The sequence below is a fragment of the Blautia sp. CGZ-1-C1 genome (assembly GCF_056504575.1).
On record NZ_JBWLUT010000149.1, the window covers coordinates 1 to 18,320 of the forward strand.

The following is an 18,320-nucleotide window of genomic DNA, read 5'->3' on the forward strand; positions in this document are numbered from 1 at the left end:
CTGATGTACATACTGAAGTTTGTTCTCTTTATCTGTATACTGGATGCCGAATGCTCTGGCAAATCCGTCACCAAAGTTATGGCTTGTACCGGACTGAAGAGCTTTTCCATCATGCATCAGAGATTCGATTGTGTAAGTAGCCTCTGCACCGGAGAATTTCTCTTTCTCTGTCTTCTGTCCCTTGATAACCGGGATAGCAAGTACTTCTTCACAGAAGTCTGCATAGAGGTTCAACATCTGAATTGTACGTTCTTCTGCTTCTTCAGCTGTAGCATGAGCTGTATGGCCTTCCTGCCATAAGAACTCACGTGAACGAAGGAACGGACGTGTTGTCTTTTCCCATCTTACTACTGAACACCACTGATTGTATACTTTTGGCAGATCTCTGTGAGACTGGATTTCTTTTGCATAGAAATCACAGAATAATGTCTCAGATGTCGGACGTACGCACAGACGCTCCTGAAGCGGATCCAGACCGCCATGAGTTACCCATGCAACTTCCGGTGCGAATCCTTCTACGTGATCTTTCTCTTTCTGAAGAAGAGATTCCGGGATAAAGATTGGCATGTATACGTTCTGTACACCTGTCTCTTTGAATCTTCTGTCCAGTTCATGCTGGATGTTCTCCCAGATTGCATATCCTGCAGGTTTGATTGCCATGCAGCCTTTAACGCTGGTATATCCGCACAGTTCAGCTTTCTTTACAACGTCGGTATACCACTGGGCGAAATCGTCTTCCATAGACGTGATGGCTTCTACCAGTTTCTTGTTGTTTGCCATGATTTTTCTCCTTTTTATGTGATTGTGTTGATCCTGTCAGGAACTTTATGCTACAGGAACTTCCGAAAAATCCCCGCATTTTCCTGCTGTTCCATTTTACAGGATATAGTCGCGGCGGAATGCGGACAAAAAAAGAAGCCCAGCATCCCTCACAAGGGACCGAAAGGCTTCGGCGGTACCACCCTAATTAGCACTGTGCCCAAATGCCTGCACACTGCTCGCTCTTCTTCCGATAACGCAGGAAAAAACGCCGTACTTCAATTGCACGGGGCTCCGAGGCCGGTTCCATAACTTGCGCACAGAATCCTTCCACCACATGGATTCCTCTCTGGGATTGCTCCTTATGTACTATTCTCTTCATCGCCGTAAATATTTCGCATTTAGTTTTATTTTATGCGAAATGACAGAGCGTGTCAAGAGTCAAATTACGTTACTGTTCACTCCATTCTCAATAACGTAGCCAAATTACACTTCTATCGTAATCTTTCTCCCTGTCCGGTTATATTTATAATAACGAACTCCCGCTGCATCCAGCATTCTCTTGGACGCGATCACTGCCGGAGTGTCCGCATATTTATCGCAGTCATAAACAATCGTTTTAATCCCGGCCTGAATAATTGCCTTGGCACATTCATTGCAAGGGAAAAGAGAAACATAAAGTTTCGCTCCTTCAAGGCTTCCGCCTCTGTAATTAAGAATCGCGTTCAATTCACTGTGTGTCACATAAAAATACTTTGTATGCAGGTCATCTCCCTCGCGCGCCCATGGAAACTCATCATCTGAACATCCTTTCGGAAAACCGTTATATCCCATAGACAGAATCTTATTATCCTCACTTACGATACAGGCTCCCACCTGAGAATTCGGATCCTTTGAGCGCATTCCTGACATCATGGCAACTCCCATAAAATATTCATCCCATGATAAATAATCCGTACGTTTGCAGTTTTTATCCATCGTTACCCCCTCCTACTTGCAAAGACAGCCAGAGACTGCCCGAAAAGCCGGGAACATTCCCACTTTATCTTCGAGTCTCTGGCCATATTGTTTTTTCAAATTTATTCCGTCTCTATCTGATTAATTCTTCTGATATGTCTCTCATCATTGGAGAATGGTGTGTTTAAGAATGTATCTACGATTTTTACTGCCAGACCAGGTCCTACAACTCTTCCGCCGAGAGCAAGAATATTGGCATCATTGTGAAGTCGGGTTGCTTCTGCTGTAAAACAGTCCGTACAGACAGCAGCTCTGATTCCCTTGATCTTATTTGCTGTAATAGAAATTCCAATACCTGTTCCGCAGATCAGGATTCCCTTCTCACATTCCCCGTCAAGAATTGCATGCGCAACCTTCTTTGCATATACCGGATAATCTACAGAAGCCAGACTGTCACATCCATAATCTTTATATTCGATTCCCTTCTCGTCCAGATATTTCTTAATCTCCAGCTTTAATTCATATCCCCCATGGTCGCACCCTAAAGCTATCATTCTTTTTTCCTCCTGAAATTTAATTTATTTGTAACTGTTCAGTTTCCTCACAGTTAGCAGACCACTGAATAGTTACCTTTATTTCTCACTATCCACCCGGATAATTTTATGTCCCGCAGCTTTCAACAGACGATTCATAATTGCCTGTCCCATTCTCGGTGTATAAAATGCCTCTGAATAAATAGATTTCACCGCGCTCTGGTCAAAATCTCTGAGCACTTCATACAGATGATGTGCAATACTCTCTTCCTCTTTCCTGCTTCCGATACTCACTACCAGACCTTCCGGATATCTGTCCTTCGTTTCATCCGTAGCAATAATACCAACCTGCTCTCCATGCTCCTTCGCCTGTGCCGCAAGCTGATTAATTTTATCAATAACAGCCTCCTGCGCTCCTTCCACAATAGCCAGATCAGCCTTCGGTGCATAATGACGATACTTCATTCCCGGCGCTTTCGGACGTACTTTACTATCTGCCGCGATCAGCCCCTTATCCATCCTCACATCACCAAGAGTCTCCTGAAGCATCTCCAGAGAAATATAACCAGGTCTTAAAACCACCGGCACATCCTCTGTAAAATCCACAATCGTAGATTCCAGTCCAATACCGACCTGACCACCATCAATGATCATCTCAATCGTCTCTCCAAGATCCTCTTCCACATGCTGTGCAGTAGTCGGACTCGGTCTTCCCGAAGTATTTGCACTCGGCGCCGCCACATAACCACCAGCAGCTTTAATCAGTTCCTGCGCGATCCTGTCACTCGGAAAACGAACAGCTACACTGTCCAAACCTCCCGTAGTCTCCTGCGGTACCAGATCAGACTTCGGAAGAATCATAGTAAGCGGTCCCGGCCAGTATTTCTCAGCCAGAATCTTCGCCTTCTCCGGAACCTCAGCCACGATCGGAGCCAGCTTATCAAACTCCGCAATATGCACGATCAGAGGATTATCCGACGGTCTGCCCTTCGCAGCATAAATTTTCATAGACGCCTGTGGATTCAAAGCATCCCCACCAAGACCATACACCGTCTCTGTCGGAAACGCCACCAGACCACCCTGTTTCAAAATTTCTCCACCACGACGAATCGCTTCCATATCAAGCCTATCCGCAGTCATGGATACAACTTCTGCTTTCATTAATTTCCTGCCTTCTTTTTATCTCATATATTTTTATTATTTTATCTCATACTTCATATTGTACACGATTTTTATGATTTTGTCTCTACATTTATTACGATTTCCTATCCAATCCAATCCAGCAACACACCTTCTCTACTTTCACAGCCAGAACCAGTGTAGAAAAATAATTCATTTTGTGTGCATTTGCAGGGATCTTAGATATTCTTAGCCGCCAAAAATATGCGTTATGAGAAATCAGAGACACTGTCTGAGCCGCAGGCGAGTTTGGCTCTGATTCCTCATGCCTTTAGCAGATTTTTGGCGGCTTAGAATATCTTAGTTCCCGAAACCGCACACAAAATGAATTATTTTTCTACGCGTCCCTTTGTCTGCAAACAAAAACAGCGGTCCTAAAGCCGCCATTTTTGTTCTGCTATTATTTCTCAACCTTCAAAATATAAGTCCCATAATTCTCATCCCGGAACACCACCGTTCCAACAGAATTCAAGACTTCTTCATTCAGCTGCTCCCCATATTTCTCCCGCTCCGTAGAACCGACAAAAATATAAGAAACATCATACTCCTCCAGGAGTTCTCTCACATATTCTTCATCCGCAGAAGTATAAATACTCTCAATATCCGCACTCTTCTGATTCAGATCCGCAGTATCATCTCTCCAGAGCCATTCGTGTACATACCAGCCCAGCACTGTCGGCAGACCAGTCATAGCAGAAACTCTTTCATATTCACTATAACTGTCCCCATTCGCCTCAAGCACAACCGGTGAACCCTTGACATTCTTCTTCAGCCACTGAATGCCAGCCACGTCCTCCACAAAACTATTCTCCAGGAAAGAGGTCGCATTCAGGCCCTTATACTCTGATACATTCCATACATTTCCAAACCATGCATGAACACTGTTTCCAAAATATCCAAATGTCCAGCAAAGCAGCACCAGTCCGATAACAGACAGAACCTTAACTACCTTCTTACGTGCTGTCGCCAGCATCCGGAAAATCCCATATCCCATGGTCATTCCAAACAACATATACGCCTGATAAGTCAGCTTAAACATCGTATTCGCTCTGGCATTTCTGCTTTCGTAAATATCTCTTACATAAACAAACTCCGGAATTACAATCAGTCCGATTGCACAAAGCCCCATAATAATCACAAACAAATCTGGTACGGAAATTGCTTTCATCAGTCGATACAGACTCCGGTTTGCTCCACCGCGAAGTTTTTCCCAGATAATGCAGACGATCAGCAATACTGTCAGAAATACAGGCAGTCCCCAAAGAATCAAAAGCTGATGAATCATAGAGTGATTCTGTGCAATTCCGACACCCTTAAACATACTGTCAAACTGTAGCGTAAACGGCAGAGAAACCACATAAGAGATCACGATGATCTCAACAGCCTGTACCACCGTCACCGACAATATCTTCTTTACTTTCCCCTCAAACTGGACAATGTTTGTAAAAAGCACCACTCCACCGGTTACAACAAAATAAATGATGAAATCCCAGAAATTTGTAAACCGGAACATTCCTATCATTACTGCTGCCAGGATAATATGTGGTATCAGCAGCTGTCTCTTCCAGAACTGCTTTCTTCCAGGTCTCTCGATCACAGCCTCTCTCATACGTACACTACGCATCCATGTATACAGAAGTCCAACCAGAAAAAGCACAAACATTACATTTACCACATGCGCATGAAGATCACCCAGAACAAAGGAATAGCATGGAAATTCATGGATTGTCTTATCCTCCAGCACATCCGGATTATATCCGATATAGCGGGTTGCATCCGGGAACCAGTAACTGTCCACTTCTTTTCCCTGAAGTTTCTGAATCCACGGAATAATCTTACTATAAACCACATAATGCATATTTCCCGCAATCGATACGGAAAGACCGGCAGTGATTCCCGCTAACACCGGCACATATCGTTTCTTTCCTGTCAGATTTCCCTTTAGCTTGTCCACAGACATCTGATAAACCAGTGAAAAAGGAAGAACAAAAGCAAATGCCGCCACAAAAGTTCTCATCAGATTGTAGGTAAGCTCTACTTTACTTCCTGTTAATTTCGTGAGAAATACTGCAAAATACTGTCCGCCATAATAATAATTGATAGTACCTTCTGAATACCACAGATCCCTTGCCGGCAGTGTCGTACTCCGCATCATGGCTTCCATAAAACCATAATCCATAAACTTCTCAGTTCCATAAGCCTGCGGACGGAATCCTGCAAAATATGTCCACATCAAAAAGAATGCAAAAAACAGGATTTCCTCCCAGTAAACCAGATTTCCCTTTCCGGTCGGAATACAGTCAATTCCCTTCTTCACCTGAAAATGGTATAAAATACCACATCCAACAGCACACGCCAGAGACACGCCAATACATGTCAGCGCAGTAAACGGCAGAATCTTTACCGTCACAAGCAGCCATGTAAGAAATCCTGTAACCGTAATTGCCAGCACTTTAGAAAACATCCAGCCCTTATCTTCAAATCCTGCAAACAGTCTCCCAGTCAGCGGCATTGCCACCATTCCCATCAGAAACGCCAACAGCCACCATGTCCAGAATGTCCATACATCCCCTTTCAGTAAAAAAGCAGACAGTCCTGCAAGCGCTGCCGCCAGAAGCACTCGTGGTGCCCATTTTTTCATCCGTATCTCCTCCTATTCGTTTATTAATCAAGCGGCTAAACCTTTCCTCTTTTGCTATTTACTCATAGCCAGATAACCGCTTCTCAATTTGCTTAATTCGTTTTATATATCCGGATTCTTCCATCCTGAGTCTCGTAAACCTTCTCATATGTCGCAGCAATTGTTTCTTCCTGACACACCTGCTGTTCAAACTCAGAGCCTTCTTCAAACAGAATATAAGTAATCTTCTCCTGTTTTACAGTGCTTTTTAAAGTCTCACTGTCGGATGTCGTATAAATCGTTACCGCCTGCGCTGCTCTGTAATTCGTGTCATATCCTGCCGACCATGCATAATACGGCCATCCACAATAAAGCATCACACCAGACATTGTCACCTCATTCATACTATATTCCGGAGTCAGAAGCAGATCATTTTTATCCAGATGTTCTGCAAGCCAGCAGGTAAGATCACTGTTCATATTTACAGCCACACGTCTGCCCGGACCATTTCCCTTCACAATCACCGCAAAATCATAAATTCCGGTTATGCTAAGACATATGGTTAATATTGCTGCCAGTACCTTCCCGGCAAATTTCCTGATTTTTCTATCTCTACCAGTCTTAACGTCTGACTGGCTGGTTTCTTTTTTTATTTCATTTTCTATATCTTCGGTCTTTCTTTCATCTGCAATCTGAACATTCCGATTCACTCTTTCCCCTGTCCAGAGATTGCATATTGTCCATGCCCAGAAGATTGTCAGAAACGCATAAGAAATCATGATATATTTATGATTTACATTAATATCCGGTGTCATCAGAAGTACAAACGCAAAAATTGTTGGAAAGATAAATCCCAGCAAAATTGCTCTCTCCCGCCTTCTCATAAACCACACCAGCACTAACAGACCAAGAAAAAACACTCCACTCATCCAGAACAGATATTGCACCACTCCCCAGACAGTCTTATCTTCCGCCAGAAATCCCAGATAAATCTGCGGACTCATCGCACTTCCAGAAATAAATATTTTTGTCTGGAGATATGAAAAGAAAATCGTCACTGCGGCCATGATCAGATAATCCAGTTTTCCATCCGAAAAAACTGCAAATCCGCACAGAATCAGCAATCCGCCGATTACTGCGGCCCCATTCCAGAATGCACACAATCCGAGAAACAATCCCATAAGCAATGCCTGCTCCAGATTTCTGCTTCTCCATCCTTCTTTTGAAAAAAGCCTTTTCTTCATCCAGACGAAGCCTTTTTCCTCATGCATTGTCCCAGCTTCCAGCCAGTCCATAAACAGATATAATGCAAGCGTCACCATAAGAAGCCCAAATGCCAGATGTCTCTGATTCAGATAAACATTAAAGTTCCACAATCCCCAATTTTCATTGGTCGTATATCCAATGAAAGAAACATTCTCAGTCAAAGTCTCCAGCAAATTTCCAGCCTGTATATGTTCCCACACAAATCTAAAAAAAGCCATGCCGCTTCTGAAGAAAAACAGAAAAATCGTTAAAACACCGCAGCACATTTTCCCTGTGATCCGAAGTGCCAGCTGATACAACAGCATAAGAAAGCCAGTCAATGAAGTAAGGCTCACGATATTATAAGCAACATCCATGCGCATTCCCAGATATTCCAGATTTCCTGCCAGAAACTGAAACATAAAATGGTATTTTACATCTGCTCCTCCATAATGAGGATACTGTGTCGGGAAATTATTCCCCATAGAAAAAGAACGTATCATAGCCGTATGTGGCGCATAGTCTCCATATACAGTCAGTCCAGAATACAGAATTCCATCTTTCATGTAGAAAACATAGAACATCATATATGTAATAAATGCTGCCAGCAGTCCAAACAGGATTAATTCCTTCTTAAATCTGCTTTTATCTGTTATCAGGTTATCCATAGAGAACTTTCTGCTCTTTTTCTTTAATTTCCTGTCCTGATCAATCTGCTCAGTCAGACCTATCTCCATATTTGATCTTATCAAACTTGAATGGCTTCTGTATTTCTGTACTTCGATCAGTATTATAAATATCAATACGCCTGCCATTCCAATAGCATTTCCATATAAAAGTGGATTTTTTACTTTTCCAATCACACTGAAAAACCACGAAATGATATACACTACCCAAGTCAGCAAAAGCGTGCCTACTCCAAACGAAGCTGGCAGGGTAAGCCAGATACGATTAATAAAAGAAAACTTCGTTCCCTCTTCTATCAGTATCTTTGAAGCTTTATATCCCAGTATTCCCGCAAGAATCAGATAAATTATTCCAAGCATAATTTCTCCCTGTATGTTTTTACTATATTTGTATTCTGACTATAGCATTTGCTATAGTCCACTCAAATCTGTATCAGTATAGCAAAAAACTCTTCCTATTAAAAGTCAGTTCACATAAAATAAACAATTTTATCAACTATCCCTTGCAATCCGTAAAGAATTATCCCACTTATCACTTAAGCAGCTATGTTATAATTTTTTGCTATTTATTCTTACTGAAATACGCATCGATTCCCTCAGATATCGCATCTGCTACTTTAAGCTGATATTCATCTGTCTGGAGCAGCTCTGCCTCCTGTGGATTCGTCAGAAAACCACACTCCACAATATTCAGAACACTTTCACTTCTTTTCAGCAGATAATAAGTCTTATTCCCTTTCGCCACGCGCGGGCGCTTTACATCCAGCCTGGTGTTTAATTTCTCCTGAATCAGTTCTGCCAGACTTTTTCCCTGAGCAGAATCTTCATAATAAAATACCTGAGGTCCGTAAACTGCCGAATCCTGATAACTGTTCTGGTGAATGCTGATACATAATACCGGCTTACACTCCTTTACCAGCGCAATTCTCCGCTGCATATCCTGTGCTTTCTGATTCCTGCTTTCCTCATCATAAAGTCCCTTATCCTCTTCCCTTGTCATAATTACGGTAAAACCTTTTTTCTCCAGAATTTCTCTCAGTTTCATGGCAATCTGAAGATTAATTCCTTTTTCCTCCAGTCCGCCCACTCCGATCATTCCCGGGTCCGCGCCGCCATGTCCCGCATCCACCAGAATAGTCTTTGAATTATCAGTTGTTGCCATAGTGCCCGCTACCTGCGCAGCCTGCTTTGATAAGATCAGGAAACTCACAAGAAGCAGACACGCCATAAGCAGCTCCAGTCCATATTTTTTCATAATAAAAAACACCTCCTGAGACATTATCTGCAAGATTCAAAAGCTTATCACTTTCTAATTACTATACTTAATATATGTCTCAAGAGATGTTTTTTATTCTAATTCAGATTATCACTAATTACCTGCCAGATACCGCTATTTTCAAATCCAAGTTTCCATGCAGAAACTCCTGCAAGATTGTATTTCGACACAAGCTTAACCTTCTCCGCGATTGACTGAGAATCCTCAATCCAGATCTGATAGGTAGAATTATCAATATCATATTTTCCATAATTCTGAGATGTCGTCTTATCCCAATAGGTTTCCACATTATTCTCGGAAATCACCTGCTGCGCCTGATCCATACCAATTGCCTCACTGGTTACATTTCCGCCAGTAGTTCTCCACAATCTGGTATAGAACGGTACTGCATTGATCACACGCTCTGCCGGAACTTCTGCCAGAGTATCCTGAATTCCCTGTTCTACCCATGGAAGAGATGCGACAGAGCCCGCTTCAGATCCCACATAATGTTCATCATATCCCATAATGATCACGTAATCGACAACTCTTCCCTGTTCAGCGCGGTCATAATGACTGGTGAAATCTTCCGGAACCGGATTATCCACAGAAAGGACCAGATTATTCTTATGACACTCTATAGAAAGTTCTCTCAGGAACTCCAGAAAATGAATTCCAACATCTTCGCTGAGAGACTCGAAGTCCACATTGATGCCATCCATTCCCACACTTGTCGCAGCCTGAATCAGCTGACTGATAATATTCTGTCTTGCCGCAGTATTTGAAAGTGTCTCGGTCGTACTTACTTCCTGTGTAAAGTTATCGATCAGCCCCCAGACTTTAAGTCCTTTCTCATGAGCCTGTGCTACGTAATCTGCACTTGATATGTTTGCAATATTTCCAGATGTATCAAGCAGATAGAACCATGTCGGTGAAATTACGTTTACACCTGTCATATTTGCTGTTGCATCTGCAAAGTAAGCATTTGCATCCGTAGAAGTAACCTGATGCCATACCATATTGACCTTTCCATCCATTGTCAGGTATGAATACTGTTCTCTCTCAAAATTTCTGTCGAAAGTTGTCTCCGATGCTTTACCGACATTCTTCTTATCTATATAGCCAATATATCCATCATCTGTGGCTACCTGATCCCAGTTATCCAGTTCCTCAATAAGTCGAAGCTGTGCCCCTTTCTTTACCGAAGTGACAACCGGTGATTTAATTCCTCCGCGGTAACGTATACTTGTATTCTTTTTAACTGTAACAGTCTTTATATTATCAAACTGATACTGTATGGCAATTCTGTATGGCTCCTTACTGATATACGCATCGATATCTGTATACTGCTGTATATAGGTAAGATTCAGATATACTGTATCGTCCTTCAGCCATACCTGGTCACCTGACTCAGATGATGCAGCTACCGTGGTAAGCTCTGATGGAGTTGCATAAAGTACCTGCTGATTCGCAGAATCCCAGTAGTATCTCTGATTCAGATATGTATTGACTACATTCAGAGGCAGATAAACTCTGTCTCCGTCTACCAGGCCGCGCTCATCCAGTTTCTCAGTTCCCAGAACTATTGCGATCTCGCCATCTGCCATTTCTCCATAATACTCATTTAAATCCATCTTCTCACCTGATGGGATATACTTCATCACTACATGGCTGACAATTCCAAGTACTGCAACGAGAATGACCAATACCACAACTGCAACTATTGGTTTATATTTTTTATCCATATTTTTCTTCCTTTCGGTGTGATGTTGCTTCTGGTATTAGTATATCATAAATTATTACAATTGTATTGCGAAAAACCATTTTTCATAATTTTTTTAGATTATTTAAGATTTCTATGTTTTTTGCTGCCCGAAGGCATTATGGACACGGGGGACTTGTCCGGAATCTGTTCGGGCAGCTTTTTCTTTTGTTATTTGTTTTTGACGAAATCAAAATCTACACGAGCGATCCGTCCTTTTTCATCTTCTACGTAATCCCGCATATAGCCACCACCTTCTGCAATCTGACAGGCTTTTGCAATCGATTTGGGGTTACTTGGTGTACCATCAAGGTACAAAGGGATTCCCTGTTCAAAGTAACTCTCAAGTTCTTTTTTCAGTGGTTTACGCAGGACCTTTTTTGTTGCCCGTGATATATTTTCCGTAAGCTTACCTCCTTTCCTTTAAAAATAAGATTTTAGAAAGCACCTCATCGGCTGTTGAAAAAACAATATCCCTGCTGTACTTATCTTATCCTGGGAATTTACCTGTACATTGTCACGGCAGGAACGCCGTATGAATAATCGACAATGAGGTTTTGAAATAAATAGATTACTGTTGCTCAGTAATGTAAGTAAATCATTAGAGTTAATGTTTCAGAGTTACTGGTTTCTTCGTTCTCAGTAACATTTCAAATCTTCGTTTATACGAACCGCAGATTTATTGTTTCTTCTTTTTTTATTATACCTGTTTTTTGTTTTGACGCAAGAGCTTTTCTGCATTTATGTAATTTTTACCGTTTTGTTTCCAAAAATTTAATATTTATGCTGATTACTCATCTTTACATTTTGCTGTTCTCTGTTATATAATATAGTGTATAAAATTGTATGTAATTTGCAACGCTATTTAGGATAGGATGTGACAACATGAAGATAGAAAAAATCAATGACAACCAGATACGCTGCACCTTAACAAGAGAAGACCTTGAAAGTCATCAGATCCGTATCAGTGAATTAGCCTATGGTACTGATAAAGCCAAAAAGCTTTTTCGCGATATGATGCAGCAGGCGCAGATACAGTTTGGTTTTGAAGCAGATAATATTCCATTAATGATCGAAGCAATCCCGGTAAGCACTGAGAGTATCATCCTGATCATCACCAAAGTAGAAGATCCGGAAGAACTGGATACACGCTTTTCCAAATTTGCGCCATTTAAAGGAAATGAGACGTCAGATACTGTTCAGCTTGACGGAGCTGACAATATCATCGATATTTTCCAGAAACTTTATGAGGCAAAGGTAAAGAGTTCCCAGGCAAAAGAGAAGAACGCGTCTCAGGGTAACACTACAGGCGAGAAAGATGATACTCAGGTTCCTGATGTAAATCTTATCCGCCTTTACGAGTTCGATACACTGGATGATGTAATCGCCGCAGCACATGGATTGAACGGCTATTTCTCAGGTGCTAACACGCTCTATAAGGATCCGGCAGATGAGATTTATAAGCTGGTTGTTCACCAGTCCTCTCTCTCCCCGGAAGACTTTAACAGGGTATGCAATATTCTTACTGAATATGGACGTGGAAGAGCTTTCACAGCTTCAGGTGAAGCATACCTGACAGAACATGGAGAACTTATTTCTGCCTCCGCACTTCAGCAATTAGTGCAGTTATAAGAAATTTTCACAAAAAATGGGATGTCCTGAAATTAATCAGAACATCCCATTTTTTACATATTGCTTTAATCAGCCAGCTGATTATTCTCCAAGAAAATCATTGATCTGGTTAACAAGTACATCTGCATCCAGTCCATGAACCATAGCTGCTTCTTCGAGAGATTCCATCTGAGAAGACGGGCATCCAAGGCAGTGCATTCCTGCTCTCATAAGAATTGGTGCGATATTCGCATCTACCTGAAGAAGCTGACCGATCAGCATATCTTTTGTCACTTTAGCCATTGTAAATTTCCTCCTTAATTTTTATTCAGCATTATCGTTTCCATATCCTCTGTCCCGCATTCATCCTGCAAACTCAAGGCATACGTACACTTACTACTTAGCTTTTCTAGCTTCTGATATTATAATACTATTTTACTCTGGAATCAACCGCAAACGCCTAATTTTATTATCTTTCTTCCCTGAAATATGGAAGTCCCAGCGCGGCAGGCGGCTGATGTTCTTTCTTCTTTCGGAAACTTGTAAATATCAACACAATGATTGTTACCACATATGGCAATGCCTTAAATACTTCCTGCATGCTTCGTCCCAGTCCCGGAATGTACAGATACAGGATATAAAGTGCTCCAAACAGGAATGCTCCCCAGATTGCATTTAATGGTTTCCAAAGTGCAAAGATTACAAGCGCAACTGCAAGCCATCCACGATCTCCAAATCCATTATCTGTCCAGGTACCACCTGAATATTCCATCACGAAATAAAGTCCGCCGAGTCCTGCCAGTCCTGCACCGATACAGGTAGACAGATATTTATACTTAATAACATTGATACCTGCCGCATCTGCAGTTCCCGGATTCTCACCGATTGCACGAAGGCTTAAACCAGCTCTGGTCTTAAACAGAAAATATGACAGTACAACTGCTGCAATGATACATAAATATGTCAGGAATCCATAATTAAAGAAAATCCCTCCGATGACCGGTATCTTAGATAAACCTGGGATTTTCGCCGTATAAGCGCTTCCCGTTACTTTTACGGAAATCTGTCCTACACCACCTGCAAGCTTGGAAATAGAACCACCAAAGAAGTTACCAAATCCTGTACCAAAGATGGTAAGGGCAAGACCTGTTACATTCTGATTTACACGAAGTGTAATAGTCAGAATACTATAGATCAGACCACCGATAGCCGCACACGCAAATGCACATAAAAACGATATTAAAACACCGATAAGTGCATTTGGATTCGGATTGTCTTTCTCATAAAGAAATGCTCCCATCAGACCTGAAATGCCGCCCATATACATAATTCCCGGAATACCCAGATTAAGGTTACCGGATTTCTCTGTCATAATTTCGCCAAGCGCACCATACAGAATACAGATGCCCTGGACAATTGCTTTTTGAATAAAAATTATCAGTACACTCATTGCATCTACCTCCTATTTCTTTGCACGCTTTACTCTGTAGTTGATAAAGAATTCTGCACCGATCAGGAAAAACAAAATGATTCCCAGAAGAACATCTGAAGCATTCTCATTCAGACCATACTGAGTTGCAATCTGCACAGCACCCTGATTCATAAATACGATACCAAAAGAAACCGCAACCATGATAAATGTGTTAAATTTTGAAAGCCATGCAACGATGATAGCGGTAAAACCTCTGCCACCTGCAGTTGCAGTAGAAATTGTATGGCTTGCACCACTTACGATAACGAAACCTGCGATACCACAGATTGCACCGGAAATAGCCATTGTACGGACAATAACTTTTTTTACCTGAATACCTGCATATCTGGCTGTATTCTCGCTCTCACCAACTACTGCGATCTCATAACCCTGTTTGCAATATTTCAGATAAATAAACATTCCTACTGTCAGAACCAGAACGATCACAACATTCCAGCCATATTTCTGCCCGAAAAGTTCCGGAAGCCATCCTGCCTTTGTAGCCTGATTGATAATGCCGACTGTGTTGGAACCTTTCGGATTTTCCCAGAATACGATGCAATATGTAATAACCTGCATGGCAACATAGTTTAACATCAGAGTAAATAAAGTTTCATTTGTATTCCAGTGTGCCTTAAATACTGCCGGGATGATTCCCCAGATCATTCCGCCAAGTGCACTTGCCACAAACATTACGATCAAAAGTAATCCTGTTGGCATTTTGTCCCCAGCATAAATCATAACAGCTGCTGAGCAAGCTCCACCGATCAGAATCTGGCCTTCCGCACCGATATTCCAGAATTTCATTTTAAATGCAGGTGCAAGTCCAATGGAAATACACAACAGAACCATTGTGTCTCGTATCGTCTGCCATAGACGACGTTCTGAGCCCATGGCACCATCCCAGATTGCTTTATAAACATCTACCGGATTCATCTTTACCAGTGCAACGATCACCGCACCGCATACGATCAGGGCCAGAAGCAATGCAATAAAGCGGATCAGAAGACGCTCCTGCCATCCGGCTTTATTTCTTCTTTTACTTACCTGTAAGAGAGGTTCTTTCTTCATGCCTGCGTCCCTCCTTTTTCATGTTTCGTCATAAGAAGTCCGATTCCTTCTTTTGTCGCAGTTCTTCCATCTGCGATTCCGCTGATCTTACCTCCACAGAACACTGCGATTCTGTCACACAGTTCAAGAACCACATCCAGATCCTCGATTACACAGACTACTGCAACACCTTTTTCTTTCTGTTCATTTAACAGTCTGTAAATAACATGAGAAGTGTTGACATCCACGCCTCGTGTCGGGAACGCTACAAGAAGGACCTTCGGATTCTGGGCAATTTCTCTTCCTACTAAAACCTTCTGGACATTTCCTCCTGACATCTGACGGACAGGTGCTGAGATACTTGGAGTCATAACCTCAAGCTGCTCCTTGATCTTCAAAGCCAGAGCTTTCGGACCTTTTCGGTCCAGGAAAGGACCTTTTCCATTTCGGTAGCTTCGAAGCATCATATTATCAGTCATATCCATATCGCCCACAAGTCCCATACCGATACGGTCTTCCGGTACAAAGGCAAGGCTGATTCCTGCTTTATTGATAGAAATGGAATCCATTCCGGCAAGTTCCATACCCTTTCCATTATCGTCAAGCAGGATGATGGAACCACTCTCCAGCTCCTGAAGTCCTGCGATCGCCTCCAGAAATTCTTTCTGTCCGCTTCCGGAAATTCCGGCGATACCAAGAATCTCACCTGTATTTACAGTAAGATCAATGTCATCAAGCGTTTTCACATCGTCTTTATCTTTGCAATTCAGCCCCTTAATGATCAGTCTCGGTTTCACATTCTCTGGCTCAGGACGGTCGATATTCAGGTCTACTCTGCCTCCTACCATCATCTCTGACAGACTCTGTGCATTTGCCCGTGCTGTTTCTACCGTATCTATATATTTTCCTTTTCTTAGAATCGCAACGCGGTCAGATAAAGCCAGCACTTCCTGCAGCTTATGTGTAATGATCATAATGGAACAGCCATCTTTACGCATATTTCTCAGAATATCAAATAACCGGTCAGCTTCCTGAGGTGTCAGAACCGCAGTCGGCTCATCAAGAATCAGGATTCTTGCCCCACGATATAACATCTTTATGATCTCAACTGTCTGCTTCTGGGATACAGACATTTCGTAAATCTTCTGGGAAAGATCCAGTTCAAATCCATATTTATCTACCAGTTTCTGGATATCTTCTGTGATCTTCTTCATATCCAGTTTCCCTTTTCCAGGAAGTCCCAGAACAATATTCTCGGCTGCTGTCAGTACATCTACCAGTTTGAAATGCTGATGCACCATACCAATTCCCAGTTCGTAGGAATCTTTTGGCGAGCGGATCGTTACTTCTTTTCCATTTACGAAGATATGTCCTTCGTCCGGATAATAAATTCCATAAATCATATTCATCAGAGTAGTCTTACCGCTTCCATTCTCTCCGAGGATGGCAAGAATCTCTGATTTTCTCAGTGTGAGATTCACATGGTCGTTTGCCTGTACTGAACCGAAACGCTTGGAAATATCTCTAAGTTCAAGTGCATAGTTTTCTCCCACTATCGTTCCCTCCTTTTATCTGTTCATACAAAAAAGCGGAGCTGCCGACAAGCAGCTCCGCCAGTTTCATTCTTTATTCTGTGATAGATGTGATTCCGTCGATTGCAATGTCGAATGCCGGTGCTGAACCATATTCAGATTCATGGAAATATCCGTCAGAAATATATTCTGTTCCGTCTTTCTCATATGTATCAAGTTCTTTACCATCTACTGTAAATGTAGAAGTGTCAAATACATGAAGAGAACCATCACTGATCGCGTCTTCTACTTCTTTTACTTTCTCTTCTGTGCCTTCAGCTACAACTTTATCCATTGAGAGATGTGATCTTATCTGCGCTTTCTGCAAATCCTTTGCACCAGTCAGTGTCAATAGCTGTTCCATCAATCATGCACTGTACTGCATATGTGTAATATACACCCCAGTCCATAGATGCGGAAGTAAGTGCTGTATTCGGAGCAACAGATGTCATATCAATGTTATAACCAACGCAAGGAACGCCGGCTGCCTCACATGCTGTAGGAGCACCTGTCTGTGCAGTACTACTGAGTGAACGCAGCCATCAGAAATTAAAGCATCTGCGCATTCTTTTTCAAGGTCAAAGCTTGCCCAGCTGTTTGTATATTTTACTTCCATTGTTGCAGACGGGCATACGCTTTTTGCGCCAAGATAGAAAGAAGTATATCCGGAAATAACCTCTGCATAAGGGAATGCACCTACGTAACCGATCTTACATGCATCCTCTTTTACAGTGCCGTCTTCGATCATCTGATTGAGTTTCAGACCTGCCACTACACCGGATACATAACGTGCTTCATAGATATTTGTAAAGTAGTTATGCATATTGGAAAGTCCGCTGGATGCTGCCTGAGTTCCTGTCGCATGACAGAACTGTACGTCCGGATACTCTCCTGCTGCTTCTTCCAGGATATAAGTTTCATGTCCAAAGCTGTTTGCAAAAATAATCTGGCATCCCTGGTCTGCAAGGTCTGCTGCTGCATCGTAGCATCCTTCATCTTCACCGATCAGAGTTTTCTCAATAACCTGAGAATCATCAAGACCAAGATTTTCTACCATCTCATCAATTCCAGCCATGTGAGCTGCTGTATAACCTTCGTTCTCATCACCGATATAAATCGCACCAATCTTGAGATCTTCTTTTGCGATTCCTGCACCACTTTCGCTGTCATCACTCGCAAATACCGGTGCACTCATAGAAACTGCCATTACTGCTGCAAGTCCAATTGCCAATGCTTTTTTCATTCTTCTTCCTCCATTCTCTCTACTGTTTTCTGACTTCTTGTTACAGACTGCTATCCGTCTCACAGTCAGCAATCCTTACGGAACAAAAGAGGCACAACTTTCTATGTCATGCCTCTTTGCAACTACCTTTACTATACCTTTCTATTTTTAAATTGTCAATAAATTTAGAAAAAACGCATTATTTTTTTGACAGTCTTATTTTTTTTGTATGTTCATAACCTATTTTTCAAAACTTTTCCTATAGCAATTTCAGAAAATAATGCAAATAAGAGCATGCCTCAAAGCGCAAAGGACACGAAAGAAACGCAGTCTCAAAGTAAACACAATCTAACTTGATATTATTTTATAATGTATCTGATTTTATACTTGTAATTCCAG

14 protein-coding genes and 1 pseudogene are annotated in these 18,320 nt (G+C 41.9%); 1 reads left to right on the forward strand and 14 read right to left on the reverse strand.

Features of this window, described 5'->3' with window-relative positions; translation table 11 throughout:
- The 9 genes from AC058W_RS13965 to AC058W_RS14005 form a co-directional block, all read right to left on the reverse strand.
- On the reverse strand, window positions 1-780 hold a 780-nt coding region (locus tag AC058W_RS13965), incomplete at its 3' end, for an aminoacyl--tRNA ligase-related protein (protein WP_479390220.1).
- Between the two features lie 465 nt (window positions 781-1,245).
- Entirely contained in the window at window positions 1,246-1,737 is a 492-nt protein-coding gene (locus tag AC058W_RS13970) for a deoxycytidylate deaminase (protein WP_117677074.1), read from the reverse strand.
- Between the two features lie 101 nt (window positions 1,738-1,838).
- Window positions 1,839-2,270 (reverse strand): ribose 5-phosphate isomerase B, encoded by a 432-nt coding sequence (gene rpiB, locus AC058W_RS13975; protein WP_117677075.1) that lies wholly within the window; start codon window positions 2,268-2,270, stop codon window positions 1,839-1,841.
- Window positions 2,271-2,348: 78 nt separating this feature from the next.
- Window positions 2,349-3,410, reverse strand: a complete 1,062-nt coding sequence (locus AC058W_RS13980) for an L-threonylcarbamoyladenylate synthase (RefSeq protein ID WP_117843991.1) — start codon at window positions 3,408-3,410, stop codon at window positions 2,349-2,351.
- A 418-nt stretch (window positions 3,411-3,828) separates the two neighbouring features.
- Window positions 3,829-6,069 carry a DUF2298 domain-containing protein gene (locus tag AC058W_RS13985; RefSeq protein WP_119244193.1) on the reverse strand — a complete coding sequence of 747 codons (2,241 nt, stop codon included), beginning with the start codon at window positions 6,067-6,069 and terminating at the stop codon, window positions 3,829-3,831.
- Window positions 6,070-6,161: 92 nt separating this feature from the next.
- Window positions 6,162-8,339 carry a hypothetical protein gene (locus AC058W_RS13990; RefSeq protein ID WP_340283440.1) on the reverse strand — a complete coding sequence of 726 codons (2,178 nt, stop codon included), beginning with the start codon at window positions 8,337-8,339 and terminating at the stop codon, window positions 6,162-6,164.
- A 202-nt stretch (window positions 8,340-8,541) separates the two neighbouring features.
- Window positions 8,542-9,234: an N-acetylmuramoyl-L-alanine amidase gene (locus tag AC058W_RS13995; protein WP_119244194.1), complete on the reverse strand. Its 693-nt coding sequence runs from the start codon at window positions 9,232-9,234 to the stop codon at window positions 8,542-8,544.
- A 98-nt stretch (window positions 9,235-9,332) separates the two neighbouring features.
- Window positions 9,333-10,979 (reverse strand): glycosyl hydrolase family 18 protein, encoded by a 1,647-nt coding sequence (locus AC058W_RS14000; RefSeq protein WP_117677078.1) that lies wholly within the window; start codon window positions 10,977-10,979, stop codon window positions 9,333-9,335.
- Window positions 10,980-11,167: 188 nt separating this feature from the next.
- Complete coding sequence (locus AC058W_RS14005) at window positions 11,168-11,314, reverse strand: hypothetical protein (protein ID WP_242986877.1); 147 nt, start codon at window positions 11,312-11,314, stop codon at window positions 11,168-11,170.
- A gap of 567 nt (window positions 11,315-11,881) precedes the next feature.
- On the opposite strand from AC058W_RS14005, the gene AC058W_RS14010 reads away from it, so the two are divergent.
- A complete protein-coding gene (locus AC058W_RS14010; RefSeq protein ID WP_479390221.1) occupies window positions 11,882-12,628 on the forward strand; it encodes an adaptor protein MecA in 747 nt (248 codons plus the stop codon).
- 81 nt (window positions 12,629-12,709) lie between these two features.
- Here AC058W_RS14010 and AC058W_RS14015 read toward each other — a convergent pair whose 3' ends face one another.
- The 5 genes and pseudogenes from AC058W_RS14015 to AC058W_RS14035 form a co-directional block, all read right to left on the reverse strand.
- Window positions 12,710-12,910: a DUF1858 domain-containing protein gene (locus AC058W_RS14015; protein ID WP_117677081.1), complete on the reverse strand. Its 201-nt coding sequence runs from the start codon at window positions 12,908-12,910 to the stop codon at window positions 12,710-12,712.
- Window positions 12,911-13,076: 166 nt separating this feature from the next.
- Window positions 13,077-14,057, reverse strand: a complete 981-nt coding sequence (locus tag AC058W_RS14020) for an ABC transporter permease (RefSeq protein WP_117677082.1) — start codon at window positions 14,055-14,057, stop codon at window positions 13,077-13,079.
- A gap of 12 nt (window positions 14,058-14,069) precedes the next feature.
- Window positions 14,070-15,149 (reverse strand): ABC transporter permease, encoded by a 1,080-nt coding sequence (locus AC058W_RS14025; protein ID WP_479390222.1) that lies wholly within the window; start codon window positions 15,147-15,149, stop codon window positions 14,070-14,072.
- Window positions 15,146-16,681: an ABC transporter ATP-binding protein gene (locus tag AC058W_RS14030; protein ID WP_117677084.1), complete on the reverse strand. Its 1,536-nt coding sequence runs from the start codon at window positions 16,679-16,681 to the stop codon at window positions 15,146-15,148. Before AC058W_RS14030 ends, AC058W_RS14025 begins: the two co-directional genes overlap by 4 nt.
- A gap of 73 nt (window positions 16,682-16,754) precedes the next feature.
- A pseudogene (locus AC058W_RS14035) lies at window positions 16,755-17,906 on the reverse strand (BMP family ABC transporter substrate-binding protein).
- Between the last annotated feature and the right edge of the window lie 414 nt (window positions 17,907-18,320).